The sequence below is a fragment of the Streptomyces sp. ATexAB-D23 genome (genome assembly GCF_000373645.1).
Taxonomy (GTDB): Bacteria; Actinomycetota; Actinomycetes; order Streptomycetales; family Streptomycetaceae; genus Streptomyces; species Streptomyces castrisilvae.
In genome coordinates this window covers 409,974-431,981 of sequence record NZ_KB892024.1, presented here as the reverse complement: position 1 = coordinate 431,981, position 22,008 = coordinate 409,974, and the positions used below count along the sequence as shown (strand labels likewise).

Annotated in this window: 15 protein-coding genes, 1 tRNA gene, 1 other RNA gene and 1 pseudogene; 7 read left to right on the top strand and 11 right to left on the bottom strand. The window is 71.3% G+C overall.

Annotated features, from left to right (window positions below):
* Positions 1-62: 62 nt before the first annotated feature.
* Positions 63-159, bottom strand: an RNA gene (ffs, locus tag B082_RS37605) — signal recognition particle sRNA small type.
* A gap of 136 nt (positions 160-295) precedes the next feature.
* Here ffs and B082_RS0122675 point away from each other — a divergent pair.
* Positions 296-383, top strand: a tRNA-Ser gene (locus B082_RS0122675).
* Positions 384-447: 64 nt separating this feature from the next.
* Here B082_RS0122675 and B082_RS36445 read toward each other — a convergent pair.
* Positions 448-1,376, bottom strand: a pseudogene (locus tag B082_RS36445) (tyrosine-type recombinase/integrase); the annotation flags it as partial.
* A gap of 1,040 nt (positions 1,377-2,416) precedes the next feature.
* On the opposite strand from B082_RS36445, the gene B082_RS0122660 reads away from it, so the two are divergent.
* From B082_RS0122660 to B082_RS0122650, 3 genes are all read left to right on the top strand, one after another.
* Positions 2,417-4,393: an N-6 DNA methylase gene (locus B082_RS0122660; RefSeq protein ID WP_199783830.1), complete on the top strand. Its 1,977-nt coding sequence runs from the start codon at positions 2,417-2,419 to the stop codon at positions 4,391-4,393.
* Between the two features lie 199 nt (positions 4,394-4,592).
* Positions 4,593-5,951 carry a hypothetical protein gene (locus B082_RS0122655; RefSeq protein WP_018554100.1) on the top strand — a complete coding sequence of 453 codons (1,359 nt, stop codon included), beginning with the start codon at positions 4,593-4,595 and terminating at the stop codon, positions 5,949-5,951.
* Between the two features lie 411 nt (positions 5,952-6,362).
* Complete coding sequence (locus B082_RS0122650; RefSeq protein ID WP_018554099.1) at positions 6,363-6,773, top strand: VOC family protein; 411 nt, start codon at positions 6,363-6,365, stop codon at positions 6,771-6,773.
* Positions 6,774-6,904: 131 nt separating this feature from the next.
* Here B082_RS0122650 and B082_RS36440 read toward each other — a convergent pair whose 3' ends face one another.
* Positions 6,905-8,707: an AfsR/SARP family transcriptional regulator gene (locus B082_RS36440; protein WP_037710682.1), complete on the bottom strand. Its 1,803-nt coding sequence runs from the start codon at positions 8,705-8,707 to the stop codon at positions 6,905-6,907.
* 160 nt (positions 8,708-8,867) lie between these two features.
* On the opposite strand from B082_RS36440, the gene B082_RS0122640 reads away from it, so the two are divergent.
* From B082_RS0122640 to B082_RS0122630, 3 genes are all read left to right on the top strand, one after another.
* Complete coding sequence (locus B082_RS0122640) at positions 8,868-9,842, top strand: UbiA prenyltransferase family protein (protein WP_026250084.1); 975 nt, start codon at positions 8,868-8,870, stop codon at positions 9,840-9,842.
* 129 nt (positions 9,843-9,971) lie between these two features.
* Positions 9,972-11,051 (top strand): sensor histidine kinase, encoded by a 1,080-nt coding sequence (locus B082_RS0122635; protein ID WP_018554096.1) that lies wholly within the window; start codon positions 9,972-9,974, stop codon positions 11,049-11,051.
* A complete protein-coding gene (locus B082_RS0122630) occupies positions 11,048-11,695 on the top strand; it encodes a response regulator (RefSeq protein WP_018554095.1) in 648 nt (215 codons plus the stop codon). The genes B082_RS0122635 and B082_RS0122630 overlap by 4 nt, the downstream gene beginning before the upstream one ends.
* On the opposite strand, the gene B082_RS0122625 is transcribed toward B082_RS0122630, so the two are convergent.
* The 8 genes from B082_RS0122625 to B082_RS0122590 form a co-directional block, all read right to left on the bottom strand.
* Positions 11,689-13,341: a DHA2 family efflux MFS transporter permease subunit gene (locus B082_RS0122625; protein ID WP_018554094.1), complete on the bottom strand. Its 1,653-nt coding sequence runs from the start codon at positions 13,339-13,341 to the stop codon at positions 11,689-11,691. The genes B082_RS0122630 and B082_RS0122625 overlap by 7 nt on opposite strands.
* A 562-nt stretch (positions 13,342-13,903) precedes the next feature.
* A complete protein-coding gene (locus tag B082_RS0122620; protein WP_018554093.1) occupies positions 13,904-15,055 on the bottom strand; it encodes a hypothetical protein in 1,152 nt (383 codons plus the stop codon).
* The gene (locus tag B082_RS0122615; RefSeq protein ID WP_018554092.1) at positions 15,052-15,699 is read right to left on the bottom strand and encodes a hypothetical protein; all 648 of its coding nucleotides are present in this window, start codon (positions 15,697-15,699) and stop codon (positions 15,052-15,054) included. Before B082_RS0122615 ends, B082_RS0122620 begins: the two co-directional genes overlap by 4 nt.
* The gene (locus B082_RS0122610) at positions 15,699-18,014 is read right to left on the bottom strand and encodes a beta-ketoacyl synthase N-terminal-like domain-containing protein (RefSeq protein ID WP_018554091.1); all 2,316 of its coding nucleotides are present in this window, start codon (positions 18,012-18,014) and stop codon (positions 15,699-15,701) included. The genes B082_RS0122615 and B082_RS0122610 overlap by 1 nt, the downstream gene beginning before the upstream one ends.
* A gap of 11 nt (positions 18,015-18,025) precedes the next feature.
* Positions 18,026-19,069, bottom strand: coding sequence for an aminomethyltransferase family protein (locus B082_RS0122605; protein ID WP_018554090.1), 1,044 nt, complete (start codon positions 19,067-19,069; stop codon positions 18,026-18,028).
* Positions 19,070-19,097: 28 nt separating this feature from the next.
* Positions 19,098-21,065 (bottom strand): GNAT family N-acetyltransferase, encoded by a 1,968-nt coding sequence (locus B082_RS0122600; RefSeq protein ID WP_018554089.1) that lies wholly within the window; start codon positions 21,063-21,065, stop codon positions 19,098-19,100.
* Between the two features lie 105 nt (positions 21,066-21,170).
* Complete coding sequence (gene fabZ, locus B082_RS0122595; protein ID WP_018554088.1) at positions 21,171-21,707, bottom strand: 3-hydroxyacyl-ACP dehydratase FabZ; 537 nt, start codon at positions 21,705-21,707, stop codon at positions 21,171-21,173.
* Complete coding sequence (locus B082_RS0122590; protein WP_018554087.1) at positions 21,704-22,000, bottom strand: acyl carrier protein; 297 nt, start codon at positions 21,998-22,000, stop codon at positions 21,704-21,706. The genes fabZ and B082_RS0122590 overlap by 4 nt, the downstream gene beginning before the upstream one ends.
* Positions 22,001-22,008: the final 8 nt, after the last annotated feature.

The following is a 22,008-nucleotide window of genomic DNA, read 5'->3' as shown; positions in this document are numbered from 1 at the left end:
ACGAGGTTATCGGGGCGGACTGACAACCGGCCCCGCCCCGGGCCACCACCGGCCCCCGGGCACACAAGGGCCCCCCACGCACCCGCCAGAGCCAACCTACCCTTGCTGCCTTCCGGCCCTGGGGGAGTTCAGTCAGATAGCGCCACGTGAGGGGCTGACGCCCACCTTAACCGATCCCCACCCCCGCAAGTCCACCTCCCCCACCTCCCCCCCACACACACACCCGGGCCCCCCGGGACCCCCTCCCGGGGAACGGGTTCGCGAGCACTCCTCAACGTCTTGTATTGTTTGCCGCGGAGGATTCGCCTAGTGGCCTAGGGCGCACGCTTGGAAAGCGTGTTGGGGGCAACCCCTCACGAGTTCGAATCTCGTATCCTCCGCCATTGCTCTCACCGGGCAATACGTTGAAGGGCCCCACCGTTCGCGGTGGGGCCCTTCGGCGTTGTCTCAGCCCTCGTTGTCCTGGTCTCTATCCATAGGAGCGTTCGGTGCGGGTCCCCCAGATGGCGTCCGCAAGCTTCTGCGCCACCTCCTTCAGCATGGCGTCGGGCACGTGCAGGTACCGGGCGCGCATCCGTGAGGAGGTGCCTGCCTCCCAGCCCATGATCTGGTCGATCACGCGGTCCGGGATGCCGAGCAGCATGAGGACGGTGGTGGCGGTGTGACGGGCGTCATGCAGCCGCGCGTCACGCACCCCGGCGCCCTCCAGCAGCCTCTTCCAGTCGTGGTAGTCCGTGTTCGGACTGAGCGGGCCGCCGAGCGGCTTCGTGAACACGTAGTCCGACTCGGCCCATTGCCGGCGGTCTTGCGCTCCCGAGCCTGGATCTCCCTGTGCTTTCGCAGCATCACGACCAGGGGCCCGGCAGGGGAACCGCACGGCGGCCGGCGCGCGACTTGGTGCTCCTCGTCTCGCGCCGTACCTGCTTTCGGTCCGGGCAGTACCCGGCCTTCCTGCCGCACGGGGCTGCCTCCTTGCACCCGTGCTCGCACTTGGGGCGCAGACGGTTTCGGCGTAGCTTCAGGTACTCGTGGTCCAGGTCCACGTCGACCCAGCGCAGCCCCAGCGGTTCCCCCTGTCGCAGGCCGAGGGCCAAGGCCAGCATCCAACGAGCGCTGTTGCGGCGCTTGTTCACCTCGATCAGCAGGCTCTGGACCTCCTCGACCGAGTAGGGCTCGATCTCCTCCTCCGGCTCCTCCACCCGTGGCGGCTCGGCCAGGGCGGCAGCGTTCTTCGCAGCGTGGCCACGGAGCATCGCCTCGCCAAGGTCAGTACCGGCGCGATGGGCCTGATGGGCGGTGACTGCCTTGCTGCCGTTCTTCTGCATCCGGCGGTACAGGCTCGCCAAGTGTTCTGGCTCCAGACGGTCAATGCGGTGGGGCAGGTCAAGTGGGCGCCCGATCGTGCATCCAGCCCCGGCGGGAAGCGCAGCTCCGCGCCGTGCGGTCAGGCTTCACAACAGGCGACAGAGCCTCCTGGCCTCATCCCCTCGGCTCGGCTCCTCGGCTTGCACTTCCCAGGGAAGAACGCTTTCTGGAGGCGGCGACTGCCGACACCTACCTCGCAGTCGAGAAGGAGACCCTGGATGAAGCGCGTAGCGACGCTGCAGACTTCCGCGGGTATGCCCAGCCGTCCCCATCGAACCGTCTCGGACCTGCGTACACCTCGAATCACGATGAGCACGTACGCGTAGCCCGTCGAGAACTGCCCGACGGGCTACGCGCGCCGTGGAGTCGCCTCGGCGGCTCACGCCGGCCCCGCAGAAGACCGATCACAGTGTCACGTCGGCGCCGCGCGGCCATAGATGCTCGGGCGCTCGGTAGCCGCGTAGAGGACGAGTTGAGCAAGCCCGACACCCCAGGTGACCTGCCTCACACTCGAAGCGCCATCCCAGGCGACGCCTCCTCTCCGCCGCAGTCCCGACACGTCCACCATCAGCAACTTCACCCAAGGTCATTGCGCAGCACCACTGCGCAGTCAGCGCTGTGGACGAGAGCGGAGAAGCAACAGCCACGCGCATGCCTTCATCCACTGCTAAATTCCTAGTCAATCCGCCTCAACTTCAGGGTCAAGCGCGACCATCCAGTAACAGGGCCCCTAAGTGAGAGGCTGCGCAGCACTACTGCGCACGTACCCAATCGAGAGTGGTAGGGGGCACCACAGAGTGAAGTCGTTCTTCGAGCTGTTGGGGAAGGCGATGCAGAGCACGGGCATGACGCTGCGTCTATGCCTGCTGATGGTTGTCGCCTCAGCAGCGGCATACACCATCAGCCAACTGCAGTAGTCGATGTGGATCGAGGAGACCTGCACATGGGAAGCACGGGAACGAAAAGCGCATCTGCGGACGTTGCGGACCGGCTCTGGCGGGCATACGCACCCTTCCAACGGGGCCGGAAGACGTTCGGCGACCTCACCTCTATGACCACGATCCTGCTTCTTGCAGGGTTTGTTGAGTCGGTCGGTGAACCGGCGGATGAGTTCGTCAAGCGGTGGGATCGAGCAACCGCGGAGGCCCAGATCGGCATCTCGCCGCTCGTGGACCTGCGTGCCGCCTTGAGAATCGCGAGTAGGCATCAGCTCTTTCCTGTGCCTGACATCGACAGGCTTGACGTCGACTTCCTCGACGGAAGTGAAGGAGCAGACGACGTTCCCTGGGCAGCCGCGTTCCTTGCTGCCCTGACGCAGGGTCCGGCGCCGGCCAAAGCAAGCCTGGCGGAAGTCCATGAGTTGCTCCTCGAACGCCATGTTCAGGAAGGGGCTTTTCTGGCAGGAGAGTTCTACACACCGCGCGACGTCGTGCGCCTGCTTGTGGAGACCGCAGCCCCGCAGCCGGGAGATCGAATCCTTGATCCGGCTTGCGGCACTGGTGGCCTTCTCGCAGTCGCAGCGGAGCGAATCGCGGAACACGGTCGGTTGGACGGCGCTGCCTTCGAGGCTCATGCCACAGATCGCAGCAATCCGCGGCTGGCGATGATGAACCTGGCCATCCACGGAGTGGATCAGCCCGTGGTAAGTGCCTCCGATCCGGTGTCGCTCTTTCAGCACCGGGGCACGGGCCTTGTCGACCTGGTGCTGAGCAACCCGCCGTTCAACCAGCGCATCACGGCTCACCGAGCAGTCGACTGGCCCTTCGGGCAACCGCCCGAGTCCAGTGCGAACTTCGCCTGGCTCCAGCTCGCGTGGAGCCGGCTCAGCGAAGAGGGGTTCGCGGTAATGATCATGCCGCCGGGGGCCGCCTGGTCCGGCGGCCGTGAGGCGTTGATCCGCAGGAGAATGATCGCCAGTGGTGCTCTCCTCGCTGTCATTGCGTTGCCAGCGAACCTTTTCGCACCCCACACCGCCATTCCCGTGCACATCTGGGTGCTGGCTCGCGACAAATCCCGCCACCTCCCGGTAGGAGATACCAAATCCGTCCTCTTCATCGATGCAAGCAGACTCGGTAAGCAGGCTCCACGGCAGCCATGCACCTTGACCACCGAGGACACGGATCGCATCAGTACGCGGTTTCACGCGTGGCGGTTGTCCCCTTCCGCAACGCCGGATGAGCCGGGATTCTCTCGTTCGGTATCGCATGCCGAGATCGACCAGAACGACGGCAGCCTCGACCCGCGCCGATACGTCCACTTCGACCCTGAGCAGCAACCAGCAGCACCAGACCTCGATCTCATGCTCGATGCCCTGGGCCGGCATGACGATGCGACGTCGCGTTCGAGCCGTGCCGTCCAGGGAAGTCTCAGCGTGTGCAAACGACTGACTCGCAGCGGGATCGAGCTCCCCCGTGTGTCCCTTGGACTCGTTGTGAAGGGCACTCCAGCTGACTTGTTCGAGGGATCTGAGCCTGGCCTGCTCTTCGCCGGACCTTCGGGAAGTCTCATCCGAGCCGAGGACTACGAGGACGTCGGCATCCCCGTGGTGATGCCCAAGGACCTCACCAACAATGGCATCAGCACGGCGAGCATCAAGTACGTCGCCGAGCGGCAAGCCAATGATCTGGAACGTTTTCGCCTTCACCTCGGAGACGTGGTCCTGGCACGTCGCGGAGAGCTGGGACGCTGTGCGGTCGTCCGAGAGGAGCAACAGGGATGGCTCTGTGGAACCGGCTGCTTCGTGCTTCGGCCGCCCGCTGAGCTGAACGCCGACTACTTCGCGGCCTACCTCCGCAGTACAGAGGCACGCCAGTGGCTCGATGCCCACTCCACGGGGAGCATGACCATGAAGACCATCTCTCTCAATGCTTTGAGTGAATTGCCGGTTGCACTGCCAGACCTGGGAGTGCAACAGGCGGTCGCCGACGCGATGACGCAGCTGGATGAACATGAGCAACGGCTGCACGAGCAGCTCGCCGTCACACAGCAGATCCGTCGCGACTCGCTCATGGGGCTCCTGCGAAGTTGAGTACGACGCAAACGTCCCGCGCAGATCTCTCATGCTGCCAGCGACGGCCCTGGCAGCTCGCCCGGCGCCACTCGTGCGGGTGCCGGAGCGAGCTGGCCGGATACCGGCCTGCGCTCCACATGCATACTTGATTGCGCTCCCCCGCCCCGCCCTACCGTTCTGCGGCTCAGGCCACATGACGTCAACGGAAGGGCAATCGGTGAACAAGGACGAATCCAAAGCCGTCAGCGAGATCCTCCACGAGCTGAGCAACACCTCGCACGTCCAGATCCGCTCGTCCACCGAACTTGCCGCCCATGTCTCCGAGGCCGCGGACGACGAGGACGAGAAGCGGATAGACAACGGGCAGGGACCGCTTCGCCGGCGCACCGACTACAGAGCGGCTCGGAACGCGCCACGTTCACTGACCCTCACACCCTGGCAGATCATTCACGCCATCGGCCTCGGTGCTGCTTCGGCCCGACAGGGCGCGGGGCGAGGTCTGGCCGAGCACTGGGGGAGTCTGCGCTACATCCAGGCCCTGGAGGGCAACCAAGGCGATTACTTGCAATTGTCGTCCGAGGGTCGCGATCTCCTGCGCTTCTACAAGGCCACCCAGTCCGGGGAGATCGGCGCCGGCTTCGCCTCTCTGTTGGCCGAGAAGCTGGTCAGATCCCGCTACCCGGACCACTCGGTCTCCGTGATTCCCGCGGACGTCGCCCTGAAGGCCGGCTGGACCCTCCGCAGCGCCTCCGGAACGGGCGCCCGCCCGGAGCCCTTGCAGCGACGGCCCCACTTCTTCGTCGAAGCCTGGCAACCGGGGCAGCCGTCCAAGATACTCCTCGTCTCCTCCAAAGGCACCCACAGCAGCGTTCAACAGGTCCACAAGCAGCTCAGCACGGCCAGCGCTCACGTGGAGTCCGTCCACATCGGGCCCTACGGCACTGTCCCGTACCTGCTCATCGGGACAGAGATCCCCAAGAAGGAGAGCCTCGCCCTGCACATCCTGGAGGCGCCGGGCACGACCCTGCTCCGCCCGTCCGGAGAAGCATCAGAAGCCGACCTTGACCTCACCCTGGACCAGGCGAACCGCGTGGCCGACGTCGTACGGCACGCCGAGCAAGAGCGCACGATCATTCCCGGGTTCCAGGTACTGCCCGAATCCTTCGCCTGGTTCAGCATCGTGCTGGCTCGGACGGAAGCGGCCACGCTGACCGCCTTCACCGGAGGTGGCAAACCCACCGCCCAATACCTGACCAAGGAGCAAGGGCGACGCCACTTCCAGCACGATGTCCACGCCGGCACCGACAGGCTGCGAGATGCGGGGCACCGCATCCACGACATCGACTTCGTCGGCACCGACCACATCTACCGCCTCAACGGCACCCGCGTGGAGGCGTTTTCCGGGCTCGAGAAGAGCCTGTACACGCATCTCCACCACGGGCGCGTCAACGAGTACCGACGCGAAGTACACGAGCTCCGAGACCAGTGGCCGGGCGGCAGCACAGCGGAACAGTGGAGCGCGGTGTCCATCCGTGCCGACGGGACTGTGCTGGCAATTCGTCTCCAGGAGGAGTGACCGTACCGACGGGCCCCCACGCTCAGATGGTCTCACTTCTGGTCTCGTTCGCCCTCGTCCGACGCCGTTCGCGGGTGCCGCCACCAGCTCCGCAGCAGGTCAGGACACCCACGGCCCCCGCCGGACCCCCGGACGAACATTTGGAAAGCGTGTTGGGGGCAACCCCTCACGAGTTCGACTCTCGTATCCTCCGCCATTGCTCTCACCGGGCAATACGTTGAAGGGCCCCACCGCGAACGGTGGGGCCCTTCGGCGTGGGTGGTCGCAGTTCCCGGGCTCCCGGGGCCGTCGTCCCGGCGTGGGCGCTTCCCCGTGAACGGCTCCCGGCCCTGGAGCCGCGGGGCGGCGGGGCGGCGGGGCGGGCAGTGTGCCGGGGGCTTCGGGGCGAGGTGCTTGTGTCAGGATCTCGGGATGCTACGACTCACCGATTTCATCATCGACTGTCCGGACACGATGAAGCTCGCGGCCTTCTACTCCGAGGTGACGGGCCGCCCGGTCAAGGAGGACAGCTCGGAGGAGTGGGCCGGCATCCGGTTCGGGGAGGTCGAGTTGGCGTTCATCCGGGTGGACGGCTACCGCGCCCCGCAGTGGCCCGACAGCGAGCACCCCAAGCAGTTCCACCTCGACTTCGAAGTGGACGACATCGAGTCCGAGCAGCGCCGCGTCGTGGGCCTCGGCGCGACTCTGCGGCAGGACTTCGTCGGCCCGGAGGGCTATGGCTGGCAGGTCTACACGGACCCGGTCGGCCATCCCTTCTGCCTGTGCCGCAACAAGGGTGTCGTCTGGGGCGATCAGGGGCCGGTCTGGCCCGAGCGCGGCTAGCGGCCCTGGGTCCGGGGAGGGGCGCGGCTCTGTCGGTGGCTGATGCCCGACCGGACGGCTGCCCGCTGCTTCCGCGCCGGCGCCGCCCGGGACAGTTCGGCGAGTCCGTGATCCGGTCGGCCGGGCCGGGCTCAGGCCACTGCCGTCAGTCGGGGGGCGGTGGCGTGGGACGGGGGCGTGAGGGTGTGGGCGCAGTCGCGCAGGAGCAGGGGGATCGCGAGGTGGGCGGGGCTCGGTTCGTCGGCCAGGTTGTGGTCGAGGAGGGTGTCGAAGAGGCACTCCACGGCCGAGGGGGCGAGGCCGGTGGCGGCGCAGGCCTGGCCTATGTCGTGGACGGCGGCCGGGTGCAGGGCGAGGGCTCGGGTGAACTCCAGCGCCTCGTAGGGCAGGTGGGCGTAGGAGAGGGCCAGGACGGACATCAGGTCGCGGTCGGCCGTGCGCAGGAACGCGGTCCGGCCCCCACTCGTGCACAGGCGGGCCGTCACGTCCGGCACGGTCCACGAGGGGCGGTCGCGCAGGCGGGTCGCCGCGATGCGCAGGGCCAGCGGGTGGTGCCCGCACAGGGCGACCGTCCGGGTCAGGGACGGACCGGTGGCGGCTTCGCCCGCGATGCGGCGGAACAGGGTCTCCGCTTCCGCCGGGGCCAGCGCGCCCAGGGGCAGCGAGAGGGCGCCGTCCGTCGCGGTCAGCTTGCGGCGGGTGGTGATCAGGGCGAGGGTGTCGCCGGTGCCGGGCAGCAGGGGGGCCACTTGGGCGGCGTCGGCCACGTTGTCGAGGACGAGCAGGGCTCTGCGGCCCGCGAGGCGGGAGCGCCAGATGGCGCTGCGCTCGGCCAGACCCGCCGGGAGGGCGTCGGGCGCGGCGCCGTCGGAGCGCAGCAGCACGCCCAGCGCCTCCTCCGGAGTGAGCGGTGCGCGCACGGGGCTGAAGCCGTGCAGGTCGACGTAGAACTGGCCGTCCGGGTGGTCCGCGGTACGGCGGTGCGCGAAGTGGACGGCGAGTGTCGTCTTGCCGATGCCGCCCATGCCGTCGATCACGACGGTGCGGGGAGAACCGCCGCCCGGCTCGTCGACGGCCCGGTCGAGCCGCGCCAGCTCGGTGGCGCGGCCGGTGAAGTCGGGCAGGTCGCGTGGCAGGTAGTTGTCCTGGACGAGGCGGACGGTGGTGGGCCGGGCGGGCGCGGGCGTCCGGCGCTGCACCTGGGGGGCGTCCGCGAGGATCTCGGTCTGCAGGCGGCGCAGCCGTGGGCCTGGTTCCAGGCCCAGTTCGTCCGCGAGCAGCCGGCGGCCCTCGTCGTAGACGGCGAGCGCGTCGGCCTGCCGGCCGCCCCGGTACAGCGCGAGCATCAGGCTGCCGCGCAGGGCGTCGCGCAAGGGGTGCCTGGCGGTCAGCGCGAACAGTTCGGCGACCAGCGAACCGGTCTCACCGGCCGCGAGGCGCAGCTCCATCAACTCCTCGACGGCCGTGAGCCGTTGCTCGTCCAGGCCGGCCGCCGCCGCGGTCACCGCCGGGCAGTCGATGTCGGCGAAGGCGTCACCGCGCCACAGGTCGACCGCCGCTTGCAGCAACCGCATCGCCTCGGTGTCACGGCCCTCGCGCCGGGCGGAGCGGGCGGCGCGGACCCACTCGGTGAAGCGGTGCGCGTCCACCGCGTCGGCGGGTACGTCCAGGCGGTAGCCGACGTCCACCGTGATGAGCCCGGCGCCTTCGGAGGAGGTCAGGGCGGCGCGCAGATCACGGATCGCGTTGTGCACCTGATGGCGGGCGGAAGCGGGCGGATCCGGCCACATCTCGTCCACCAGCGCGTCCATGGACACCGCGTGCCCGGCGTTCAGCAGAAGAAGAGCCAGAAGCCGACGGCGACGCATTCCGCGGAGCCGGACCGGCACTCCGGACTCACGCACTTCCACCGGTCCCAGAACCAGGAAATCCATCTCCCGCACCCCTGACGTTCCGCATCGTGCAGCGTGATTGCGACGCTGGTGACGCTAGGCGCGCGGGCCCCCCGTATTCAACGCGAGTACTCCCCAAGGCACATGGCATACCTCGGAAGACACATGCCGGAACGGCGAGTTCCAGCCTTAGGTTCCCCACATGACACAGGCCCTTACGCCTCGCCTCTCCCCCACGTCCCCCTCCGTCTTCAGCGTGTTCGACGTCCCGTGGTCCTCCCTCCTCTCGACGGCCCGCACCGTGCGGATGTGTCTGCGGGAGGCGCGCCCGCTGGTGCAGGTGATGTTCGTCCTGCGGTTCGTCACGGGCGCACTGCTGACGGCGTCCGCCGCGCACCAGCGCCCCGACGCCCGGCACCTGCTGATCGGCGCGGCTGCCTGGTGGGCGGTGACGGTGAGTGTCTACGTCTTCAACGGGGTGAGCGACCTGTGCGAGGACCGGGCCAACAGGTCCCAGAGGCCGCTGGCCAGCGGCCGGCTGAGTGAGGGGGCGGCGCGGCGGGCCGTGGTGGTGACCGCGGTGGCCGGGCTGCTGCTCGGCTGGGCCGCGGGGTGGAAGGTGGCCGAGGCCGCCGCCGTCTTCCTCGCGCTGGGGTACGCCTACTCCGCGCCGTGGATCGCCGCGAAGTGCCGTTCCTGGTCGGCCTCCGCGGTCACCTGCGCCGCCGCGGGGACCACGTACCTCGCCGGGGTCGCGTCCTCCGGCAGCGCGCTCAGCGCCGAGGCCGCCGTCTTCGCCCTGGTGCTCTCGCTCGGGGTGGGGCTGATCGCGGCCGTCGCCAAGGACCTGGGCAGCACCCGGGGAGACGCGCTCGCGGGCCGGCGCACCCTTGCCGTCGTCCGCGGCGAGCACAGCGCCCGGCGGTTCTGCGCCGTCTCCGGCGGTGTGCTGACCCTGGCCCTGACGGCCGGCGCCCTGTGGGTGCACGAGGTGCCGCTCGACGCGGCTGCCGCCGTCTTCGCCGTGGGCGCCCTGTGCGTGGCGGGACGCTGCCTGCCGCCCCGGATGAAGAACGGCCGCCTCGGGAACAGCGGGCTCCGGGCTCCGTACCGGAGTTGGATGGCCACTCAGTACGCCGTCCATCTGTCCGCTCTGGGGGCGCTTGTCCTGGCTTGAGGCCCTCGATTCGCTGTCCGGACTCGCCTTCTTCCAGGGGTCTCCTTAGTATGATCCCCGCCGGACGGGTGATTGTGGGGAGTCGTGCCGTCCTGGTCTCGATGGCTCCCCGTATCGAGGGGACGCACCGTGGAACTCTCCGCCGACCCGACCATCGAGCGGTCCCGTCTGATCGACTCCTCCGTCGCCCGCTACGCCGAGGTCCTGCGAGAATCGGCCAACCCGCTGGTTCTGCGTCCGGACCTGTGGGCCTCCTGCGAGAGGCAGGGCCGGCAGATCCTCGGTGAGTGCATCGCCACCCTGCACGGCACGTCCGTACAGGTCGCGGCGGAGGCCGAACTCACCTCCATGGCCCTCGGTGTGCAGCGCTCCTTCGAGAAGGTCTCGCCGATCGACTCGGTGCACGCGGCCCGCGTGCTGTTCGACGTGGCGGTCGAGACGATGACCGAGGCCGCCGCCCAACTCCCCGCCGAGGTCGCCCTCTCCCGGTTCCTGACCGCCGTGCGGATGCTGCACAAGAGCATCTTCGCGCGGGTCAGCGCCGCCGCCATCGGCTACGAATCGGTGACCCTGCGCGATGTCGGCGAGGCCAGCACGGCCCGCCGCCATCAGCTCGCCCGCGATCTGCACGACCACATCGGCAGCAGCATCAGTCTGGCGCTGCGCTGCCTCGACCTGTACACAATGGAACAGGCGAACGGGGTCGAATCCACCCGTGACCGGCTCCAGGACGCCCGGCAGGCGCTGCGTGACGTGTTCAGCTTCACCCGCACGATGGTCAGCGGACTGCGCGTCAACGAGCTGCACGACGGCCTGAAGGAGGAGATCGACGCCTACAGCGCCGCCGCCTCCGACCGGCCGGCCGAAGTCTTCTCCCGTATCGACGGCGACGAGTCCTGGCTGCCCGAACAGACCCGCCAGGAGCTGTTCCTCGTAGTGCGCGAAGCCCTGCGCAACGCCTTCGCACACGCCAGGGCCGACCGTATCGACATCCTCGTCAGCGTCTTCCCCGACGCCGCGCACGCCACCATCACCGACGACGGGGTCGGGCTGCCGCACCCGCGTGACGGTGACGGCACCGGTCTGACCGCCATGCGGCAGCGGGTGACCGCCCTCGGCGGGACGCTGGAGCTGATCAGCGAGCCCGGCCGGGGGACGCGCGTCCAGCTCCGCATCCCGCTGGACAGCGCCGGGACGGCCTGCAGATGAGCACGGGAGCGGCCGCCTCCGGCGACATCCGGGTGCTCGCCGTGGACGACCACCGGCTGCTGCGCGAAGCACTGTGCGAACTCCTGGAGATGTACGAGGGGCTGACGGTGGTCGCGCAGGCCGATGACGGGCCGAGCGGTGTACGGATGGCCGGGCTGCACCGGCCGGACCTCGTGCTGCTCGACGTGGAGATGCCGGGCCCCGGCCCGCTCGCCAACCTGCGGGGGGTCCGCCAGGCGGCGCCCGAGGCACAGGTCATCATCTTGACGATGCACGACAACCGCCACCTCATCGACTCGCTGTTGGCCGCGGGGGCCGTGGGCTACCTCCACAAGGAGGCCGACCGGGAGGTCCTGGTCTCCGCGATCCGCAGCGCGATGGCGGGCGGCACGACGATGTTCCTGCCGCGCAAGCCGAGCGGCTCGGGCCCCGAGCGGGGGCCGGCGCCCGCCGACACGCTGACCCTCCGCGAGCAGGAGCTGATGGAGCTGGTCGCCGAGGGACTGAGCAACCGGCAGATCGGCAGCCGCCTGGGGATCACCGAGGGTACGGTCAAGCGCCATCTGCGCAACATCTTCGACAAGCTCGGCGCCACCTCCCGGCTGGACGCGGTCAACCGGGCCCACCCGCCCCGCCGTTACTGAGCCGCGGCGGCCCGTGCGGCCTTCTCCCGGCGATCGGCGATCAGCAGCGCGACAGCCGGGGCGAGGGTGAGCGCGTACACGGCGAGCAGCAGGCCGAAGGAGTCGGCGAACGCGGCCGGTACGAGCCCGTGATGGGACTGCGCGGCCCGGTCCAGGACGACCGTGACCACGGCGAGGGCGAAAGTGCCGCCGATCCGCTGGACCAGGTTGAGCTGTGCGGAGGCGTCCGGGATGGAGCGCGGCTCGACCGACTCGAAGGCGCGGGTCATGGCCGGCACGATGGTCAGGCCCGTGCCCAGGCCCCGGACCGCGATCGCCGCGCACAGCAGCGCGTACGAGGTGCTGGAGGACAGGGCGGTCAGCGGAACGGTGGCCAGCATGGTGAGGACGATCCCGATCACGACGGTGGTGCCGCCGCCGATCTTCTTCATGATCGGACGGCAGGCGAGACCCGCGACGACGACTCCGGTGCCGCCCGCCGACATCAGCAGACCCGTGGTGACGGCGCTCTCGCCGCGTGCCGACTCGAAGTACAGCGGGATCAGCATCATCGGGGAGAAGAGGACGAAGCCGAGGCAGAAGATGTTGATCGCGGCCGTACGGTACACGCGGTGCGCGAACAGGCGCAGATCCAGCAGCGGCGCCTCGGAGCGCAGTTGGTGACGTACGAAGACGATGCCGCTCCCCACGGCCACCACCAGCGGGACGAGGGAGGCGGGGTGGACGGACAGGCCCGTCTGGGAGAAGGCGTGCACGGCGAGGACGACACCGACCGTGCAGGCGGCGGCGGTCAGCAGACCCAGTACGTCGAGCGGGCGGCGGCCACCGTCCTGGGTGGACGGCGCGTCCTTGCGGACACGGCGAATCGCCACCACCAGCAGCACCGCGCACAGCGGGATGTTGACGGCGTAGACCGCCCACCAGCCCCAGGCGTTGACCAGGAGACCGCCGACGGTGGGGCCGAGTAGCGGGCTGATCAGCATGACGCTGCCGTTCAGCGCCTGCACCTGGCCCAGGCGTTCACGCGGCATGCCGCTGGTGAGCAGCATGGTGGCGACCGGGACGAGCACACCGGCGGCGGCGCCGGACAGGGCGCGCGCGGCGATCAGTTCGGGGAGGGTCGTGCTGAGGGCGCAGGCCGCGGAGCCGACCGCGAACACGGAGACGGAGGAGATGAAGGTGCGGCGGGTGCCGAAGCGGGAGGCCAGCCAGCCCGCGGCCGGCATCAGGGCGACCAGGGCCAGCAGGTAGGCGGTGACGACCCATTGGACCTGGGTGATGGCGCCGAAGCGGGCCGAGGTGTCGGCCAGCGAGACGTTGACGATGGTGGTGTCGAGCTGGGCCACGAAGGCTCCGCCCACGGCCACGGCGATGGTGAGGATCGCGGTGCGGGTGGCCGCCGCGGCTGCGGCGTCGCGGCCTGCCGCCGGTCCTCGGTCCGCGGCGGGATCCGTAGCCGGATCCGTAGCGGAGTCCGTGTCGGCCTCGTGGGCCGCCTCGGCCTCATGGGCCGGCTCCTGCGGACGGGTGTCCGTCGCCGGGGAACGGTCCTCCGGGGGTGTCGGGTCCACCGCGGGCGCGTGCTCCGCCACGGGGGTCGGGTCCGCCGCCGGCGCCGGGGGCTCGGTTCTCTGGTCCAGGGACATACGGGTCGTCCTTCGGGTGCGTGGTGGATCGGACTGGGGGTCGGTCGGGGACGGGCTTTCGTGATCGGGCGGGGTTGCCGTGGGCGGGCAGGGTTGCCGTGGGCGGTCGGGGTTGCCGTGGGCGGGGTTCGCCGTGACCGGGCGGGACGGGCTGTCGCGAGCGGGCGCTCGCGGTGTCCCTGGGCCGGCTGCGTCTTGGGGAGGGGAAGGGGCTGCCTCGTTGGGGACCGGCGCGCCCTGCCGAGGGGGGCGGCTGCCCGGGGCGGGTTCAGCTACCCGGGACCGGTTCGGCTACCCGGGGCGGGGCGCTGTCGCCCGCCGGAGCGGGGCGCCTGCCCGAGGCGGGTCGCCTGCCCGAGGCGGGTCGCCCGCCGGGGCGGGTCGCTGTCGCCCGCCGGGGCGGGGCGGCTGCCCGAGGCGGGTCGCCTGCCCGAGGCGGGTCGCCCGCCGGAGCGGGTCGCTGTCGCCCGCCGGAGCGGGGCGCCTGCCCGAGGCGGGGCGGCTGCCCGAGGCCGGTTCGCTGTTGTCCGCCGGGGCCGGGTCGGCTGTCCGGGGTGCCGGTTCAGCCGGAGACCAAGGCCTCGGTGATGTCGTCCAGGAGGGTCCCGGCCTTCTCCCGGGCACCCGGGCGGTCGCGGCAGGCCAGGGTCAGTTCGGTGCTGTCGCCCACGCGGCAGGCGCTCAGAAACATCTCGGCGTACGGGACCAGCATCGGCAGCGTGGAGAAGGAGGTGGCGCGGAAGGCGGGCGCCGAGAACGCCTCCGGGTCGACCGCGCCGTGGTCGGAGATGATCGCCGTACAGGGGAAGCTCGTGCCGTCGAACGCGCGGGCCTCGCTCAGGTTGTTGGCGAACGGGTTGTCGCGCAGGAAGTCGCGGTCGAGGACGGCGACCTCGGTCTTGGCGATCAGGGCGCGGACCAGCGTGGAGTGCACGCGCTTCCAGCTCTCGTCGCGGCGCAGGTCCAGGACGAGCTGGGAGGTCAGGTTGGCGGTGGAACGCTTCGTGGTGTCGTGGCGGCGCAGGTCCACCGGGACGATCAGGCGGCCGGTGTCCGTGGTGAGGTGGCGGGAGAGCGCGGCCGCGGCGCGTGCGGTGACCCCGGACGGGGCGGCGGGCACCCGGCGGCTCAGCCACAGGGGCCGCTCGCCCGCGGGCCCCTCGCCGACGATCGCGGGCAGTCCGGTGAGGCGGGTGGCCTCGGGGGCCGGGCGGACGTCGCCCGCCGCCGCGCGGAAGTGCGCGTCGTCCACCGTGTCCGGACAGCCGGCCGGGTCCTCGTCGCGCAGGACCCGGAAGAGGTCCGCGATCCACTGCCGCAGACCGCGCCCGTCGGTGACGATGTGGCTGGCCCGGACGACCAGCCGGGTGGACCCCGCGTCCGGGATCAGGCCCAGTTCGCAGACGGGTCCGGTGACCACCGACAGATCGCGGTGGAAGAACGGGTGGTCGAGGCCGGTGCCCGCGGGCAGTTCCACGACCTCGGGGGCGGTGCCGTCGGCGCGCCACAGCGGGCCCCGGCGGCGTACCGCGAGTCCGGGGCTCGCCTCGGTCGCCACGCGCGCGGCCCGCCGTAGCGCGACCGGGTCGAGCGTGCCCTCGCCCTCGATCACCATCTGAATGAGCTGCGGGATGCCGGTCGCGGCGGCGTTGAGGTAGCCCCGCTCGATCGGGGAGATGCGGCGGGTGTACGGCCGCGCGGCGGTGAGGGTCATTCCTCCTCCAAGTGGTGGAAGCGCACCGGAGCCGGTGCGTCGCAGGCGAGGGCGAGGTGCAGGGGCGGTTCCCCCTCGGCCCGCAGGACGACGGAACGCACCTCGTAGGTACCGGTGTTCGTGGGCCGCCAGCCCGGCTGCCACCCAGGCAGCCGGGTTCCGGCGAAGGTCTCCTTCGTCAGGTGCGAGGCCTTGATGAGCGCCTCGCACTCGGCGAAGTCCCTGATCGTGGCCGGCTGCTCACGTCCGAGCAGGTCACCGAGCCAGCGCAGGGCGTTGGGCCGGTCACGTTCGTCCTGGAGGTCCACGCCGATCACACGGCCGGCGGGCGCGAAGGCCACCGCGCTGTACGCGCCGACGTGGGCCACCGAGACGGACAGCCCCAGGGCGGGCACCGACCAGCGCTTGAGACCGTCCCGCGCCAGGTCGCCGGCGGTGATCCGGCGCCCGTACGTCCGGTGGAGCGCCCCGACGATCAGGGACCGCCCCGAGGCGGACAGCCGGTGCCCCATCCGGTCGCGGGGCAGCCGGCGGTGCCGGGAGACCAGGACGTTCACCGTCTCCCCCACCTCCGCCGGCCCGTCGGGTGCCAGCGTGTACCCGGTCAGGCCCGGGTCGATGAGCAGTCCCATCAGGGCGCCCATCACGCCTCCGGGTCGAGGACGGCCGCCGCGTAGCTGCCGCCGTACGCGAAGCTCGACAGCAGCACCGGCCCCGCGGTGCCGTCGCCGGTGAGGGCGGCGACCAGGCCGAGGGCGCCCGCGCTGCCGTAGGTCTCGCCGAGCAGGGCCTTGGGGGCCAGGACCGGCCGGCCGTCCAGACCGGTGTGGCGCAGGGCCGCCCGCTGTGCCAGGTCGACCAGCGGGTGGCCGGACGCGGCCGAGACGACCGTGCCGATCCCCTCCGGGCCGAGCCCCGCTTCGGCGAGCGCGGAGCGCAGGGAGCGTCCCCAGGCCACGCCGTCCCTGGCGATGCGGCCGATGCCGGCCGGTTCGCCACTGGCGCCGAAGCCGCGGACCCGCGCCAGGACGTCGGCGCCCCGGTCCTGGGCCGCTTCCCGGCTCTCCAGCAGGATCGCGGCGGCGCCCTCGCTGAGGACGGTGCCGGTGCGCCCGCCGGGCACGACGTGCGCGGACCGGGCGTAGCCGGGCAGCGCCGCCTGGGTGGCGAGGGCCTGCTCGGGGAACTCGTCGGCGACCACGACCATGATCCGCTCGGCGGCGCCGCGGGCGATGACCCTGGCGGCGAGCTGGAGCGCGAGCACGGAGCTGGTGCCGCCGTTGGCGATGGTCGCGGTGTAGCCGCGGAAGCGGTGCAGCATCGCGACGTGGCCGGCGGCGGCGTTGACGACGGTGTTGGCGAACAGGGAGGGGTTGGCACCGGTGATGCCCGAGCGCACCACGCCCTCGTGGAACCGCAGGACCGAGGTCACCGGCCCGTATCCGGTGGCGAAGACGACTCCGGTCGACTCCGCCACGGCCCGCGACGGTTTGCCGTGGCGGGCGTACAGGTCGCCCACGGCGGACGCGGCGAGCAGGCTCAGCGGGTCCATGCGCCGGGCCCGGCTGGGGTTCGTACCGCGCGAGGCGGCCTTGATGTCGACCCGGCCGACCGGGACCCTGCCGACGCCCGGGACCTCCTCGAAGGTCTCGAAGCAGGGCCGCCCCTCGGCGAAGGCCGCGGCGATCGCCTCGGTGCCGCCCGCCGTTCCGGCCAGGCCCGCGGCCCCGGTGACGACGACCTCGTGGACCGCCTCGCGGCGCGGCGGCCTGGAGCCGGTGCGGCCGGGCCGGTTGATGACGACGGAGGCGTTGTTGCCGCCGAACGCGAAGGAGTTCGACAGCACCACCTCCGGGCGCGCGTCGCGGCCGGTGTCCGGGATGACGTCCAGGCCGTACGGCGAGGGGACGCCCCGGGTGTTGATGGTGGGCGGCAGCGTGCCCCGGTCGATGGCCAGGGTGCTCACCACGGCCTCGACCGCGCCGGCCGCGCCGAGGGTGTGGCCCAGGATCGACTTGGTGGAGCTGGCCGCCGGTATCTCCAGGCCGAACAGGAGCTTCAGCGCCTTGGGTTCGGAGGCGTCGTTGGCGGGCGTACCGGTGCCGTGCAGGTTGAGGTAGTCCACATCGGCGGGGGTGAGGCCCGCCGTGTCGAGCGCCTGCGCCATGGCGGAGCAGGCGCCCTTGCCGCTGGGGTCGGGCGCGGTCTGGTGGTGGCCGTCGCAGGACAGGCCGTATCCGCCCAGCTCCGCGAGGACACGGGCGCCGCGCGCCTCGGCCCGCTCCACCGACTCCAGGACCATGAATCCGGCGCCCTCGCCGAGGGTGAGCCCGGTGGAGGCGGACAGCGGCGAGCACGGCTCGGAGTCCAGCGCGCCGAGCGCGCTGAACCCGTACGCGGACAGCTCCGCCAGCGGGTCGACGCCGCCGCAGACCACGAAGTCGACATCGCCCTTCCACAGCAGCTCGGCCGCGTAGCCGAGGGCGACGGCGCTGGCCGCGCAGGCGTTGGAGAGGACCACGCGCGGACCGCGCAGGTCGAACTCCGCCGCGATGTAGTCGCCCACGCAGGGCAGTTGTGAGGCGACCGCCTGCCCGACGTCCAGCCTGCCCTCCAGGACGAGGGTGCGGTGGGTGGCCTCCAGCGTCGGCATGGCGCCGAGGCTGGAGCCCACCACGACGGCCACCCGGTCGCGGTCCACGGTGGTGAGGTCGAGGCCGCTGCCGTGCAGGGCCTCGCGGATCGCGGTGGCCGCGAGCGCGTAGCAGCGGTCCAGGTCGGCGGGCTGCTCGGCGGTGGACATGCCCGCCCAGTCGGTGAGCAGCTCGGAGGTGTCGAAGAGGGTGTTGGTGCGGATGCCGGTGGTGCCGGCGGCGATCGACGACCAGCTCTTCTCCACGTCGTCACCGGCCCCGGTGATCAGGCCCAGGCCCGTCAGGGCGATGTTCGCAGGTGTCATGACCCGGCCCTTCAGGCGATCTTGACGGTGAGGGAGCGGGCGATGACCCGGGGCAGGGTCGCGGTGCGCACCGGGCGCTCGTCGCCCGTGCGGTCAGCGGCCGTCAGCTCCAGCCCCGGCACCCAGAAGGGGGTGTCGAGCAGGGCCAGGACCAGCTCCTCCTCGGGGTTGGCGGAGGGCGCCTGGTGCAGGACGGTGCCGATCTCCTGGCCGGCCGCGGTGACCGGCGTACCGGCTGCGAAGCGGCTGCCGAAGGGGGCGACGAGCGCGGTGAGGCGGCTCTCGGACCCGGTCGGCGCGGTCAGCTCACCGGAGCCGTGGAACTCGCCGGTCCGGCTCCAGTCGATCATCCAGGCCAGGTCGGCCTCGTCGACGCCCAGCTCGCCGAACCCGGCGCCGTACACGCCCATCCCGGCCTCGGCCTGCACCCGGGAGAGACCTTCCTCGCCTATCTCGGCGCCGCCCTTGTCTGCGACGCCCGCGAGTACCGCCTCGTGCGCGGCCTGCGGGGCGTCGGACAGCAGCAGGTAGCCGTACTCCCCGGTGGTGCCGACGCGGGCCAGGTGGGCGGTGGCGCCGGGGGCGTCGAGGGTGGCCTCGGTGACGGCGTGCAGGGTCAGGCCGGAGATGTCGAAGTCCACGAAGCCGGCCGCGACCGACCAGGCGACGGGCCCCTCGAAGGCGACGGCGCCCCAGCCTTCGGGGGCGATCTCGACGGTGACCCCGGCGGACGCGTCGAACTGGCCGAGGTAGGCGCCGAGCTCCTCCGCCGTGACGGCGGTGCGCGGCAGCAGCCACGACTCCTCGCCGATCTCGAAGTGCAGCAGGATCGCGAACGGCTTGCCGTCGGCGTTCAGCGCCAGCACCTCACGGACCGAGTCGGGCTCCACGTAGTCGGCGGACTTGGCGAGGAAGCCGTCCAGGAAGGTCAGCCGGTCGTCACCGGTCAGCCTGACCAGCGGGTCGGTGACGCGGTAGGCGCCGACGGCGGTGCGCAGGGTGGCGTAGTCCTCGGTGGCGGTGCGGACGGCCGGGGCGATGGTGGTGGCAGTCATGATCTGTCTTGCCTTTCGGGTCGATAGCTCAGAAGGAAGGGGGTGTGTCGTGTACGGAGAGCAGCCAGGCGCTCTCCCGGGCGGCGGAGACTCCGCCGACGAGCAGGCCCGACGGGGTGGCGCGCAGCACCAGCTCGTCGCGCGAACCGGTGGCGGGGACGCAGTGCAGCCACCGCCCGTCGGAGAGCCGGACGGCTGCCCGGCGGGCCCACACCTGGCGGAAGTCGCCGGAGTTCAGCTCCCAGCGCTCGCCGTCCGAGTCGAGGACGACGGGCGTCCTGAGCGGTGTCTGCGGGGTGAGCCACACCACGGTCTCGCGGTCCGTCCCGGTCGCCCGGGTGTCGACGCGGAGCCCGTCGCCGTCGGCGGCGATCTCCCAGTCGAGGCCGGAATCCGGGGCGTGGAGGCCGAGCGGGTGCTTCTCCTCCCAGGCGCCGGCGGCCGGCACCCCCCAGCCGAGCCCGGCGGCCCGGTCGTGGCGGCTGTTCTCGTGGGTCACCCACAGGCCCGCGGACCAGTGGGGGTTGTAGCCGTGGGAGCGGGTGCGGGGGTAGGGGCTGCGCAGCACCTTGGTGGTGCCCTCCCGCCAGACGGTGACGCCGCCGGCGGCGGCCCGCACCTCCAGGCGACGCTCGGTGTCCGCGCCGCTCGGGCGGATGGTGGTGCGCATCCGGGCCACGCCGTCCGCGCCGGGTTCGAGGCCGCGCTCCAGGAGCGTGCTGTGGACCAGCCGCAGGGGCCCGTCCACCGCCAGCGAGACGCGTACGTCCCGCCCCCGCCAGGTCAGCTCCGCGCCTTCCTCGACGGACCGGGAGGCGGCGACGATCTCGGACGCGTCACGCACCCCCTGACCGAGCCCGACCGGGTGGGCCTGTCCGTCCGCGCCGGTGAAGACGCCCTGGCGCAGGCCGACGGTCTGGAAGATCCGGCCGGTCGCGGAGCCGGTGCGGGTGAACTCCTGGAGCAGGCCGGAGCCGTCCAGGGTGAAGGTGCCGGTGACCGTGGCGTCGCCGTCCCGCTCGGTGACCCGTACCCCGCCCCCGACGGGCTCCAGGGTGAGGTCACGGGGCTCGCCCTCGCGCCAGCCGGCCGGGCGGTCGGCCCGGCAGCTGGGCCAGGTCGAGACGAGTACCGGGCCGCGGTGCCCGGCCACGAGGACGCTCAGCGTGCCGTCCTCGCCGTCCACCTCACAGGTGAGCCCGGACTCGGTGAACCGGTACGGTGCCGCCCCGCGCGGGGTCCTCACCTCGTACGGGGGCCGGGTGATGCGCAGCTCCCGTGCCGGGCCGCCGGGCTCGGTGAGGCGGGCCTCGCGGACGGCGCCCCGGTCCACGTCCACGGACGCGTCGATCCGGAAATCGCCGAGCGCCAGGCTGTAGTCGACGGTGCGGACCCCGTCCACCATCCGCACGTCCGAGCGCAGCTCGTCGTCACGGGACTCCGTGACGGAGGCGAAGCTGGTCAGGCCGCCGAGTGCCGCCGTGGCCCGCTCGCCCAGGTCGGCGAAGACGCTGCGCACGACGAGCGGGATGTAGTTGTGCAGCTCCACGTTGCCGTCCTCGCCGGGAACGGCCCGGCCCACCGAGACGCAGCCGACGCGCCGGTAGAGCCGGAAGGCCACGGTGTTGGCCGGGTTGACGGTCAGCCGCAGCACCAGGCAGCCGGTGCGCATCATCCACTCGACGGCCTCGGTGAACAGCCTCCCGGTGACCAGGCCGCCCCGGTGCGCGGGGTGGACGAAGAACATGTCCGCGATGAGTTCGCCCGCGCGGGCCGAGCGCCGGCCGGTGTTGTGGAAGAGGCCGAACGTACCCACGAGCCGCTCGTCGTCCTCGGCCACCAGGAACGTCGCCGTCTCCCGCTCGGCCAGCTCGCGGGCGAGTTCGGCGCCGCTGACGCCCCCGGCGACCGGGTTGGGGTTGTCGCGGTGACGGTTGTAGAGCTCCGCGATGGCGTGCGCGTCGCCCTCCTGGTACGGGCGGATCGTGAGGGCCATGACCACACCTCCTTCTGTCGTCCTGTGGTTCGGGTTTCGTTGCTGAGGTCTCGTTGCTGAGGTCTCGTTGCTGGGGTTTCGTTGCTGGGGGGGGGGAGCGGGCGTTCAGCCCTTGCGGCCGGTGGTGACGACGAGCGTCCCGGCGGCGGCGAGTTCGGAGCCGACGGTCGCCCGCACCTTCACCTGGCGCAGCCCTCCGAGGCGCTGCCCCAGCCGGGCCTCCAGCGTGAGCTGGTCGCCCGGGACGACGAGCCGGGAGAACTTCATGTTGCTGATGGAGCCGAGGTAGCCGACGCTTCGCGAGGCGTCGTCCGCTCCGGTGCCCGCGGCGTTCTCAAGGATCTCCGCGACGTAGACGACGGCGACCAGCTGGGCCATCGACTCGACGATCATCACGCCGGGCATGATCGAGTGGTCCGGGTAGTGCCCGGCGAAGAACGGCTCGTTGACGGAGACGCTCTTGACGCCGCGCCCCGAGACGCCCGGGACGACGTCGTAGGCCCGGTCGATCATCAGCATCGGCCAGCGGTGCGGCAGCATCTGCTTGATGTCGTCCGACGAGTAGCTCAGGGCCTTGCGCGCGGGCGCGGGCGCCGGGGCCGGGGCCGGGGCTTCGAGGAGTGTGGTGGTCGCGGTGCTCACGCGGCGGTCTCCCGGTCCTCGATGAAGTCGACCAGGGAGTTGATGGAGCCGAAGGCCTCGAAGTCGTCGTCGCTGATCAGCACGTCGAACTCGTTGTTGACCATGACGACGATCTCCAGCGTGTCCAGCGAGTCCATCTCCAGGCCCCGGCCGAACAGCGGCTGGTTGTCGGAGACGACGGCCGGCTCGACTTCGAGGCCGAGCCGGTCGATGATCATCGACTTGACCTTCATGTTCTTGTCGAGACGGGTCTCGGCCTGGGAGCGGATGTCCTCGAAGGTGGCGGTGGACATAGTGGGTC

Bases quoted from the DNA above. Each gene is read 5' to 3' on its own strand.
- B082_RS0122650 (WP_018554099.1), top strand. From the start codon at position 6,363: ATGCTACGACTCACCGATTTCATCATCGACTGTCCGGACACGATGAAG.
- B082_RS0122615 (WP_018554092.1), bottom strand. From the start codon at position 15,699: ATGGGCGCCCTGATGGGACTGCTCATCGACCCGGGCCTGACCGGGTAC.
- B082_RS0122600 (WP_018554089.1), bottom strand. From the start codon at position 21,065: ATGGCCCTCACGATCCGCCCGTACCAGGAGGGCGACGCGCACGCCATC.
- B082_RS0122625 (WP_018554094.1), bottom strand. From the start codon at position 13,341: ATGTCCCTGGACCAGAGAACCGAGCCCCCGGCGCCGGCGGCGGACCCG.
- B082_RS0122605 (WP_018554090.1), bottom strand. From the start codon at position 19,069: ATGACTGCCACCACCATCGCCCCGGCCGTCCGCACCGCCACCGAGGAC.
- B082_RS0122620 (WP_018554093.1), bottom strand. From the start codon at position 15,055: ATGACCCTCACCGCCGCGCGGCCGTACACCCGCCGCATCTCCCCGATC.
- B082_RS0122660 (WP_199783830.1), top strand. From the start codon at position 2,417: ATGACCACGATCCTGCTTCTTGCAGGGTTTGTTGAGTCGGTCGGTGAA.
- B082_RS0122630 (WP_018554095.1), top strand. From the start codon at position 11,048: ATGAGCACGGGAGCGGCCGCCTCCGGCGACATCCGGGTGCTCGCCGTG.
- B082_RS36440 (WP_037710682.1), bottom strand. From the start codon at position 8,707: ATGGATTTCCTGGTTCTGGGACCGGTGGAAGTGCGTGAGTCCGGAGTG.
- B082_RS0122610 (WP_018554091.1), bottom strand. From the start codon at position 18,014: ATGACACCTGCGAACATCGCCCTGACGGGCCTGGGCCTGATCACCGGG.
- B082_RS0122640 (WP_026250084.1), top strand. From the start codon at position 8,868: ATGACACAGGCCCTTACGCCTCGCCTCTCCCCCACGTCCCCCTCCGTC.
- B082_RS0122590 (WP_018554087.1), bottom strand. From the start codon at position 22,000: ATGTCCACCGCCACCTTCGAGGACATCCGCTCCCAGGCCGAGACCCGT.